At 41.0% G+C, this 686-nt stretch carries 1 protein-coding gene; it reads left to right on the forward strand.

The genetic code is table 11. The annotated features are described in order from the left end of the window. Positions 1-31: 31 nt before the first annotated feature. Complete coding sequence (locus tag BCAMP_RS12130; RefSeq protein WP_035315912.1) at positions 32-550, forward strand: hypothetical protein; 519 nt, start codon at positions 32-34, stop codon at positions 548-550. The last annotated feature ends 136 nt before the right edge of the window (positions 551-686 follow it).

Raw genomic sequence — 686 nt, forward strand, 5'->3', positions numbered from 1 at the left:
AAAAATTAATCAAGAGAGAAGGAATATAAATATGAAATTAGCACAATTAATGGCCATTGGTTTAACCGTCGGAACAATCGGAGTAAGCGTAGCAACTGTATCAGCAGATGAGGTGCGTGACGGTTCGACAGCAGCAAGTGTAACTTTAAAAGGTGGGGAGTTAACATTCTCAGAAATCGCACCAACGATTGCTTTTGAAGACATTACTTTAACGGGCGAAGCGCAAACAGTAGGCGCTAAAGCAGAGGCAATTATCGGCATCAATGATTACCGTGGGATTGATGAAAATTGGGATTTAACAGTGAAAGAAACAGCGCCCGTCGATGCTAAAAGTTTCACAGAACAAGGCTTGCAAATTAACTTAGCAGCGACAGCAAATGCAGGCGTAACAGCTGAAACAGTCGCAGTGTCGGAAGAAAATCAACTCGTAGCAAACGGATCACGTTTTGAACATGCAATTGACTTAAACCCAACATTAGCTGCACCGAAAGCAACCGCAGCTGGCACATATGCAACAACACTTGACTGGACATTAAAACCAGCAGAATAAGTAGCAAATGAGTAAACAAATAAAAAAAATTAATCAGAGAGAAGGAATATAATATGAAATTAGCACAATTAATGGCCATTGGTTTAACCGTCGGAACAATCGGAGTAAGCGTAGCAACTGTATCAGCAGATGAGGT

The organism is Brochothrix campestris FSL F6-1037 (genome assembly GCF_000525915.1).
In the GTDB taxonomy this organism is placed as follows: Bacteria; Bacillota; Bacilli; order Lactobacillales; family Listeriaceae; genus Brochothrix; species Brochothrix campestris.

What these genes read in the sequence shown, in the direction of transcription:
- BCAMP_RS12130 (WP_035315912.1), top strand. Translation starts at nt 32, where the DNA reads ATGAAATTAGCACAATTAATGGCCATTGGTTTAACCGTCGGAACAATC.